This is a genomic window from Amycolatopsis sp. NPDC003861 (assembly GCF_053605405.1).
In genome coordinates this window covers 1-9,180 of the sequence record NZ_JBSGJD010000321.1, presented here as the reverse complement: position 1 = coordinate 9,180, position 9,180 = coordinate 1, and the positions used below count along the sequence as shown (strand labels likewise).

General features: G+C 71.0%; 8 protein-coding genes. 5 read left to right on the top strand and 3 right to left on the bottom strand.

Annotated features, from left to right (window positions below):
• Nucleotides 1-122: 122 nt before the first annotated feature.
• Nucleotides 123-1,532, bottom strand: coding sequence for an NDP-hexose 2,3-dehydratase family protein (locus ACWEVN_RS43260; protein WP_449682111.1), 1,410 nt, complete (start codon nt 1,530-1,532; stop codon nt 123-125).
• A 168-nt stretch (nt 1,533-1,700) separates the two neighbouring features.
• On the opposite strand from ACWEVN_RS43260, the gene ACWEVN_RS43255 reads away from it, so the two are divergent.
• Together ACWEVN_RS43255 and ACWEVN_RS43250 are read left to right on the top strand one after the other, a co-directional pair.
• Nucleotides 1,701-2,702, top strand: a complete 1,002-nt coding sequence (locus ACWEVN_RS43255; RefSeq protein ID WP_449682112.1) for a Gfo/Idh/MocA family protein — start codon at nt 1,701-1,703, stop codon at nt 2,700-2,702.
• Nucleotides 2,703-2,704: 2 nt separating this feature from the next.
• A complete protein-coding gene (locus tag ACWEVN_RS43250) occupies nt 2,705-4,003 on the top strand; it encodes an aminotransferase family protein (protein ID WP_452055151.1) in 1,299 nt (432 codons plus the stop codon).
• A 55-nt stretch (nt 4,004-4,058) separates the two neighbouring features.
• Here ACWEVN_RS43250 and ACWEVN_RS43245 read toward each other — a convergent pair whose 3' ends face one another.
• Complete coding sequence (locus tag ACWEVN_RS43245; RefSeq protein WP_449682114.1) at nt 4,059-4,682, bottom strand: dTDP-4-dehydrorhamnose 3,5-epimerase family protein; 624 nt, start codon at nt 4,680-4,682, stop codon at nt 4,059-4,061.
• A 29-nt stretch (nt 4,683-4,711) separates the two neighbouring features.
• On the bottom strand, nt 4,712-5,818 hold the full coding sequence (locus ACWEVN_RS43240; RefSeq protein WP_452055150.1) for a glycosyltransferase: 1,107 nt from the start codon (nt 5,816-5,818) through the stop codon (nt 4,712-4,714).
• 245 nt (nt 5,819-6,063) lie between these two features.
• On the opposite strand from ACWEVN_RS43240, the gene rfbH reads away from it, so the two are divergent.
• The 3 genes from rfbH to ACWEVN_RS43225 are packed head-to-tail and all read left to right on the top strand — an operon-like array spanning nt 6,064 to nt 9,037.
• Nucleotides 6,064-7,371, top strand: a complete 1,308-nt coding sequence (rfbH, locus tag ACWEVN_RS43235) for a lipopolysaccharide biosynthesis protein RfbH (RefSeq protein ID WP_449682115.1) — start codon at nt 6,064-6,066, stop codon at nt 7,369-7,371.
• A 58-nt stretch (nt 7,372-7,429) separates the two neighbouring features.
• Nucleotides 7,430-8,695 carry a cytochrome P450 family protein gene (locus ACWEVN_RS43230; RefSeq protein ID WP_310967746.1) on the top strand — a complete coding sequence of 422 codons (1,266 nt, stop codon included), beginning with the start codon at nt 7,430-7,432 and terminating at the stop codon, nt 8,693-8,695.
• Nucleotides 8,696-8,707: 12 nt separating this feature from the next.
• Nucleotides 8,708-9,037, top strand: coding sequence for a non-heme iron oxygenase ferredoxin subunit (locus tag ACWEVN_RS43225; RefSeq protein ID WP_452055149.1), 330 nt, complete (start codon nt 8,708-8,710; stop codon nt 9,035-9,037).
• Nucleotides 9,038-9,180 lie beyond the last annotated feature (143 nt).

Below are 9,180 nucleotides of genomic sequence, written 5' to 3'. Positions count from 1 at the left end.
GGGGGGCCTCCCCGCCCTGGTCCACTCTTTCCAAAACCCCCTGCCCCCCGCTGTGCACACCTTTTCGTGTGTTTTAAGGCGGGTTCTAACCCGCCTTACCACTCACGACAGTGCGGCAGGTGTCAGAAGCTGCGCATGCCGGCCATCAGGCTGCGCAGCTCCACCGTCAGGTAGTTGCTGTGCGACAGCAGGGACATCAGCTGGCTCAGCGTCGTCCAGAGGAACCGGTCGTCGGGCTCGGGGGCGAAGCCGTCCTCGACCTCGATCACCAGGTAGCGGTTCTGCGCGTGGTAGAACCGGCCGCCTTCCTCGGAGTGCACGACGTCCAGCCGCACGCGGCCGGTCGGGGCGGCCAGCGCGTAGTCGAGGTAGGCCGGGCGGTGCTCCGCCGGCGCGTCGGCGTAGTTGCCGGGCTGGCAGTGCACGGTCGCGGTCAGCTCGGCGATGTTGAGCGTGCCGGCGTCGCTGCGGGCCTGCACCAGCGCGTGCAGCGTGCCGCCGATCCGCTTGACCAGCAACGCGAGCAGGCCCGACTGCCGGGGCGCCACCAGCGGCTGGGTCCACGACGTGACCTCGCGGTTGCTGGCCTGCACCGACACCGCGACGACGTCGAAGTACTTGCCGTCGCGGTGGTCGATGACCTCGTGGCCGAGCTGCCAGCCGTCTTCGACGATCTCCTTGAGCGGCACCCGGCGCTGCACCAGCTCCTGGCGGGCGCGCACCTCGGTGAGCCAGCTCAGGACGTGCCCCGGCTCGTGCCGGGGCCGGCCGCGGCCGGACAGCGAACGGTGGACCGCTTCGGCGAACGAGCCGTCGCCGTCGGTCCGGTCGTCCGGCCGCGACAGCGCTGGCGGGACGCACGCGAGGACGGTCCGGGAGTCCATGTTCACCATGTGGTCCAGCCGCAGCAGGCGGCGGATCTGGTCGAGCGTCAGCCAGCAGAAGTCCTCGTCGAGCGGGACGTCGTCGTCGGTCTCCACGACGATGTTGCGGTTGCGCTTGTGCAGGAACCACGACCCCTGCTCGGACTGCAGGCCGTCGAACAGCACGCGGCCGCGGGAGCCGGGCCGGAAGTACTCCATGTACTTGGTGGCCGCGCCGCCGTGGACCTTCATGTAGTTGCTGCGGGTGGCCTGCACGGTCGGCGAGATCTGCAGGCCGTTGATGTTGCCCGGCTCCATCTTCGCCTGCATCAGGCAGTGCGGGACGCCGTCGAACCGCTTGACGAGGATGCCGAGCACGCCGATCTCCGGCTGCACGATGATCGGCTGGGCCCACTCGCTCACCCAAGGCCGGTCGGTCCGCACGCGCAGGCCCTCGACCGAGAAGAACCGGCCGCTGCTGTGCACCAGGTTGCCGGTGTCGGGCTCGAAGTCCCAGCCGGACAGGTCCGCGAACGGGATCCGGTCCACCCGGAAGCTGTTCGCGCGCGCCCGCGCGTTGAACCAGGAGTGGAAGTCCGCCATGGACATGACCGCGTCGTCGGGGCGTCCGTCCCGGGCCGTGTCCTCGTGAATCGCGCTGTGGACCACGTCACTCCCTTCCTCGGCGTCCGGCGAGCGTAGGACGGCCGCGCCGCGGCGGGCATCCCCCGACCTGATAGGACGGTCGAGGCGCTATCAGGACGAGGGATGCCCGGAGCCTGCGCGCGGTCCTAGCGTGAAGGACGGACAACGCCCGAACCGCGCGAAGGAGATCCGGTGGCCCCACTGCGCATCGGGATCATGGGCTGCGCGAGCATCGCCGTCCGGAAGCTGCTCCCGGCCATGGCGGCCCGGCCCGGCACGGAGGTCGCGGCGATCGCCAGCCGGGACGCCGGCAAGGCCGCGGACACCGCCCGGGGCTACGGCTGCCGCGCGGTCGAGGGCTACTCGGCGCTGCTGGACCTCGACGACGTCGAAGCCGTCTACCTCCCGCTGCCGAACGCCTCGCACGCCGAATGGATCGAGCGGGCGCTGGCCGCCGGCAAGCACGTGCTCGCCGAGAAACCCTTGACCACCAGTGTGTCGCGGACCCGCGAGCTGATCGCCGCCGCCCGGTCGGCCGGGCTCGTGCTGATGGAGAACGTCATGTTCCTCCACCACGGCCAGCACGTGGCGGTCCGGAAGCTGCTGGCCGACGGCGTCATCGGCGAGCTGCGGGCGTTTCACGCCGCGTTCGCCGTGCCGGCCCGGCCGCCCGGCGACATCCGCCACCGCGCCGACCTCGGCGGCGGGGCCCTGCTAGACACCGGCGTCTACCCGGTGCGCGCGGCGATGTCGTTCCTGGGCAGCGAAATCGAGGTCGTTTCGGCGGTGCTCACCCGGCGCCACGGCCACCCCGTCGACTCCGCCGGGCAGGCGCTGCTGTGCACCGGCGACGGCGTCGGCGCGTCCGCGACCTTCGGGATCGACCACGCCTACCGGTCCGGGTACGAGCTCTGGGGCAGCGAAGGGCGGCTCGTCCTCGACCACGCCTTCACCCCGCCCGCCGGGCACGTTCCGCTGCTGCGGCTCGAACGGAGCACGGGCGTCGAGGAAATCCCGCTGCCGCCCGACGACCAGGTGGCCAACACCCTGGACGCGTTCGCGGCCGCCGTCCGTTCGGGACGGCTCCCCGACAACGACGACGTGCTGCGGCAGGCCGTGCTCGTCGACGACATCCGCACCAAGGCGAGGCTCCACGTCGATCACGCCACCGAGCCAGGAGGAATCCGATCGTGACGATGACCGTGCAGAAAGCGCCGTCCCAGCTGCTGGCGGCCCGGCTGCAGATCCCCCCGATCCCCTACAGCCACGCCGCCGGGTCGTGGGTGTACGCCTCCGACGGCACGCGGTACCTCGACGGCGCCAGCGGGATCGTCAACGTGAACATCGGCCACGCCCACCCGGTGGTGGTCGAGGCGCTGCGGGACCAGGTCGGGATCTGCACCTACGCCAGCCCCGGCACGTTCGCGCCCGACCTCATGGAGCAGCTGGCCGCGGCCACCGCGCGGGCGGTGCACCGGCCGGACGACCGGGTCATGTTCACCCCCACCGGCACGCACGCGACGGAGTCGGCGATCGCGCTGGCCCGGCTGGTGCAGCGCGCCCGCGGCGAAGAGGGCCGGCACAAGATCCTGACGTCGTCGCTGGGCTACCACGGCAACAGCGCGTTCGTGCTGGCGCTGTCGGGCCACCGGTCGCGGCGGCCGCACGAGGACGACAGCTTCGGCCTCGCCCCCGCGTTCAACCCGCCCTACCCCGGCCAGCACCTCGACTGCCCGTTCCCCGCCTGCCGCGTCGAGTGCGTGCGGGCGGTGCGCGACGCGATCGTCGCGGCCGGGCCGGAGACCGTCGCCGCGGTGCTGATGGAACCGGTCAACGGCACCACCGGCGGCGGGTACGTCCCGCCGGCCGGGTACCTGAAGGCGCTGCGCGAGGTCTGCGACGAGTTCGGCGTCCTGGTCATCCACGACGAGGTCCTCACCGGGCTGGGCCGCACCGGCCTCCCGCTGGCTTCGCACCACACGCCGGGCTCGGCGGCGGACATCGTCACGCTGTCGAAGGGCCTCGGCGCCGGGTACGTCCCGCTGGCCGCCACGATGATCTCGCCGAACCTGGCCGAGGACATCATGACGAGCGGCAAGTGGCTGCCGCTGATGGGCACGATGTCGGCGACGCCGCTGCAGGGCCGGGCCGGCCTGGCGGTGCTGTCGGTGCTGGACGACCTCGGCGCCCTCGACCGCGACGAAGTCCGCGGCGCCGCCCTCGGCCGGCTCGTGGCCGACGCCGTGCGCGGCCAGTCGGTGGTGACCGACGTCCGCGGCCTGGGGTACTTCCACGGCATCGAGCTGGCCCCCGGGACCATCGGCGACGTCATGCGGATCACCCGGAGCAAGGGGCTGCTGCTGTACCCGTACGTCGGCTTCCGGCCCGACCGCACGGGTGAAGGCCTGCTGGTGGCCCCGCCGCTGAACGCGTCCGACGCCGACCTCGACTTCCTCGGCGAGACCCTGCGCACGGCGCTGACCCAGCTGAGCTGAGCACGGCAGAAGGCCCCGGGACCGCGCTCCCGGGGCCTTCTTGCGTTGCGGGAATTCAGGAAGCGGCCGCGGCCTCGGTCAGCCGGACGCGGGCGGCCCGCAGGGCCAGGCATTCGTCGTACCGCGGCAGCAGGCCCAGCTCGCCGGCCTCCCGCAGGGTCGGCGCGGCCGCGTCGCGCTCGGACAGGATCGGCTCGCCCGGCAGGTTCAGCGGCAGGCCGATCTCGGGGTCGAGCGGTTGCACGGTGAGCACCTCCGCCGGCCGGTAGAGGTCGGACAGCAGGTACTGGACGCACGTGTCGTCCTCGAGGGCCACGAACGCGTGGCCGAGGCCCTCCTCCACGTACACCGCCGTGCCGCCGTGGGCGTTGAGCACGATCATGTCCCACTGGCCGTACGTCGGCGAGCCCGTCCGCACGTCGACGACGAAGTCGAGCAGCGAACCCCGCAGGCACGTCACGAACTTGGCCAGGCCGGGCGGGGTCAGCGCGCCGTGCACGCCGCGGACCACGTTGCGGCACGACGTCGAGACGTTGGTCTGCAGGAACCGCGGCCGGTAGCCGAGCGCCTCGGTCAGCACGTCTTCGCGGTAGACCTCGAAGAAGTCGCCGCGCCCGTCACCGAAGGACTTGGACGAGACGAGGTGCGCGCCGTCGATGGCGAGCGGCCGGACGGTCATGCTCCGGGTCGTGACGCTGCCCATCTCGGTCAGGACGCTTCCCGGACGAGCCGCTCGATGCGCAGCGCCACTTCGTGCGGCGACGGCAGGGCGGCGATCTCTCCGGCGAGCCCGCGCGCGGCCGCGGCGTAGGACGGGTCGGCGACCAGCTCGCCGCACGTCTTCGCGATGACCGCGGAGGTGGCTTCGTCCGGCGTCAGCACGGCCGCGGCGCCGGTTTCGGCGAGCCGGCGGGCCATGTCGCAGGCGCGGTACTGGTTGGGGTCGGGGATGAGCACCTGGGGCACGCCGTGGGCCAGGCCCGTCATCATGGTGCTGCCGCCGGTCTGGTGCACCAGGACGTCGCACGTCGGCGCGACGACGTCCAGCGGGATCCAGCCCGCCCGCACGTTCTTCAGCCGCTCGCGCAGTTCCGGCAGGGCGTCCTCGGTCACCGCGACGACGACCTCGGCGTCCAGCGAGGCGATCTGCTCGACGATGCCCTGCAGGAAGTCGTACTGGCGGTAGTTCGCCACCCCGGTGCCGACGGTGACGCCGATCCGGGTGCCGGCGCCCTTGGTGTACATCCACGGTTCCACCACGGCCTGCGAGTTGCCCGGGATCCACCGCATCAGCTGCGCCGAGGCGGCGTCCGCGGTCAGCAGGCTCGGCGGCGTGATCTCGATCGTCATCGCGGGCTCGGGCAGGCCGTCCAGGCCGAGCTCGGTCAGCTGGTCGCGCAGCTGCTCCACGGCGGCGGAGTCCATCAGCGCCGGGCTGTGGATGTCCCAGGCGTGGCGCACGTACGGCACACCCAGGTGAGCGGACAGCAGGGGGCCGGCGTAGGAGGCGGCGCCACTGATGATGACGTCCGGGCGCCAGTCCTCGCTGAGCGCCAGCAGCGCGTCGAGGGTCACGTACTCCATGTGCGCGTACCAGCGGCCCGACATGATCTCGCGTTCCCGGGGATCCGCGGGCACGTGCGTCAGGCCGCTCTCGGCGATGATCTGGCGCGGGGACACCCCTTCGGCGGTCGTGCGCACGGCCGACAGCCCCACGCCGGCGATCGTGTCGAGCAGTTCGTCGACCGACGCGGTCGTCATGACCTGGTGCCCGACGTTGCGCAGCGCGTTCGCGAGGGGGACGTGGCTGAACACGGTCGACGGGGCTACCCCGGCAAGATTAAGAACCTTCACAAGATCGTCCTCCCAGGGCTGGCTCGTGGTCGGCTCCAGCTTGCCCACGCCGCCGTCCGAGGCCATCACCAACGCGGGTAGTCTCCGCCGCCCGCCCGGCACGGCCCTACCACGTTGGGGGATGTCGCCCGATCGCAGCGCTTCTAGCGTGACTTGAGCGCAAGGTCCGCGACAACCCGCACTCGTCCGTAGGGAATCGATACGACATGGTCGACTCAGCCCGATCGGACCTGCTGGCGCAGGTCCGCGACTACCACGACGCCCAGACCTCCGGGCCGGCGCCGTTCATCCCGGGGCAGACACCGATCCTGTCGTCCGGGGCCGTGCTCGACGCCGCCGACCGCGAAGCCCTGGTGGCCGCCGCGCTCGACCTGCGCATCGCCTCCGGCACCATCGCGACGAAGTTCGAGTCCTCCTTCGCCCGGAAGCTCAAGCGGCGCAAGGCGGTGCTGACGAACTCCGGCTCGTCGGCGAACCTGCTGGCGCTGAGCACCCTGACCTCGCCGACGCTGGGCGACGAGCAGCTCAAGCCGGGCGACGAGGTCGTCACGGTCGCGGCCGGCTTCCCGACCACGGTGAACCCGATCCTGCAGAACGGCATGATCCCGGTGTTCGTCGACATCGAGCTCGGCACGTACAACACGACGGCCGAGCGGGTCGAGGCCGCGATCTCGCCGCGCACGCGCGCCATCATGATCGCGCACACGCTGGGAAACCCGTTCCCCGTGGCCGAAGTCGCCGAAATCGCCAAGCGCCACAGCCTCCACCTCATCGAGGACAACTGCGACGCCGTCGGCTCGACCTACAACGGGCAGCTCACCGGCACCTTCGGCCGGTTCTCGACGGTGTCCTTCTACCCCGCCCACCACCTGACCATGGGTGAGGGCGGCATGCTGCTGTCCTCGGACATCAAGCTGGCCAAGCTCGCGAAGTCGTTCCGCGACTGGGGCCGCGACTGCTGGTGCGAGCCCGGCGAGGACGACCGCTGCCTCAAGCGGTTCGAGCTGCACCTCGGCACGCTGCCGGAGGCCTACGACCACAAGTACGTCTTCTCCGAGGTCGGCTACAACCTCAAGAGCACCGACATCCACGCCGCGCTCGGGCTGAGCCAGCTGGCGAAGCTGCCGGACTTCATCGAGGCCCGCAAGCGGAACTGGCGCCAGCTGCGCGAAGGCCTCGACGGCCTGCCCGGGCTGATCCTGCCGGAGGCGACGCCGGGCAGCGACCCGAGCTGGTTCGGGTTCATCATCACGGTGAAACCGGACGCGGGCTTCGACGTCCCGCAGGTCGTCGACTACCTCGAGGCCCGCAACATCCGGACCCGGCGGCTGTTCGCGGGCAACCTGACCCGCCACCCCGCCTACATCGGCAAGCCGCAGCGCATCGCCGGCCCGCTGACCAACAGCGACATCGTCACCGAGCGGACGTTCTGGATCGGCGTCTACCCGGGGATCACCACGGAGATGATCGAGTACGTGATCGGCACGCTCAAGGAGTTCGTCGCCACGCACTGACCGCGCGGGCGTCCACAAGGGACTGTGCGCTACCGGATCCAACACGAAAGGAAGAACCATGACCACCACTGCCGAGACTTCGGCCGAACCGGTCGACCTGTTCTCCCCGGAAGTGGTCGCCGACCCGTGGGGAGCGCACGCGGCGGTCCGCGAGGCACCGACGCTGCAGATCGGCGGCTTCATGGGCGGCCCGCCGATGTACCTGGCCGCCCGCTACGAAGACGTGCGCCAGGTCCTGATGGACCAGCGGTTCCAGTGCAACCCGCTGGCCGACTCCCCCGCCGAGGACATCCGCAACGGCGTCTTCCGGCACCTCGACATGCCGGAGGAGCTGATCCCCTGGCTGAAGAACCTCATCAACGCCTCCGACGGCGAGGAGCACGCCCGGCTGCGCAAGCTGGTCTCCTACGCGCTCACCGCGCACCGCGTCGGCAAGTTCCGCCCCCGCGTCGAGGCCCTCACCGCCGAGCTGCTCGACAAGCTGGAGGCGGCCGGCGGCGACGGCACGCCGGTGGACCTGGTCGAGGCGTACTGCTACCCGCTGCCGGTCACGGTGATCTGCGAGCTGGTCGGCGTCGACGCGGAGGACCGCCCGCAGTGGCGCGCGTGGAGTGACGCGATGGCCACCCTGGACGGCAAGCGGCTGCCCGAGGAGGTCCGCAAGACGCTCGTCGCGGCGCGCGCGATGATCGAGCGGCGGCGGGCCGAGCCGAAGGACGACATGGTCACCGCGCTCGTCGAGGCGCAGGCCAAGAACCCCGGCATCGCCACCGACGACGAGCTGGTCGGCATCCTGTTCAGCCTGGTCACCGCCGGCCACCAGACGACGACGTACCTGATCGGCAACTCGGTGCTGGCCCTGCACGAGCACCCGGACCAGCTCGCCCGGCTGAAGGCGGACCCGACGCTGTGGCCGCAGGCGGTGCGCGAGCTGCAGCGCCTCGGCCCGATCCAGTTCGGCCAGCCGCGGTTCGCCACCGAGGACATCGAGGTGGGCGGCACGGTGATCCCGCGCGGGATGCCGGTCGTGCCGCTGATCATGGCCGCCAACAGCGACCCGCGGAAGTTCCCGGAGCCGGAGAAGCTGAAGATCGACCGGCTCGCCGTCGGCAGCGAAAGCCACCTCGGCTTCGGCAAGGGCATCCACCGCTGCCTCGGCCAGCACGTGGCCTACCTGGAGGCGGAGGTGGCGCTGCGCGGGCTGTACACGCGCTTCCCGGACCTGACGCTGGCGGTTCCGCGCTCGGAGATCCCGTGGATCCTGCGGCCGGGCTTCACCCGGACCAAGGACCTCCCGGTGCGCCTCGCCACGCCGAAGTCCTGAACGGAGAAGGCCATGCGTTCGCCGAATGTGACCAAGGTGTGCTCGCTGTCCGACCTCGACGACCGGAAACCGTTCGCCGTAAAGGTCGGAGACGTCCCGATCGTGCTGGTGCGCGACGGCGACGAGGTGCACGCCCTGCGGGACGAGTGCTCGCACGCGTTCCAGCGCCTGTCGGAGGGCGAAGTGACCGACAAGGGCATCGAGTGCTGGATGCACGGCGCGTGCTTCGACCTGCGGACCGGCGAACCGTCCGTCCCGCCGGGCACCGAACCGGTGGACGTCTACCGGGTCCACGTCGAAGGTGACGACGTGTTCGTGGACGCCGGCAGCGCCGTCGACTGATCGACAAGCGAAGGGCCGCTCACGGGTTCAACCGGTGCGGCCCGTTGGGGTTCGGACGAACAACACGGGGGTGGTGTTTTGTTAAAAGGGGTGGAAACCCGATTTAAACAACAAAAAAAACCCCGCAAAACCAAAAAGGAAGA

Coding starts and splice junctions, on each gene's coding strand:
- ACWEVN_RS43250 (WP_452055151.1), top strand. CDS start 2,705: ATGACCGTGCAGAAAGCGCCGTCCCAGCTGCTGGCGGCCCGGCTGCAG.
- ACWEVN_RS43245 (WP_449682114.1), bottom strand. CDS start 4,682: ATGACCGTCCGGCCGCTCGCCATCGACGGCGCGCACCTCGTCTCGTCC.
- rfbH (WP_449682115.1), top strand. CDS start 6,064: ATGGTCGACTCAGCCCGATCGGACCTGCTGGCGCAGGTCCGCGACTAC.
- ACWEVN_RS43230 (WP_310967746.1), top strand. CDS start 7,430: ATGACCACCACTGCCGAGACTTCGGCCGAACCGGTCGACCTGTTCTCC.
- ACWEVN_RS43225 (WP_452055149.1), top strand. CDS start 8,708: ATGCGTTCGCCGAATGTGACCAAGGTGTGCTCGCTGTCCGACCTCGAC.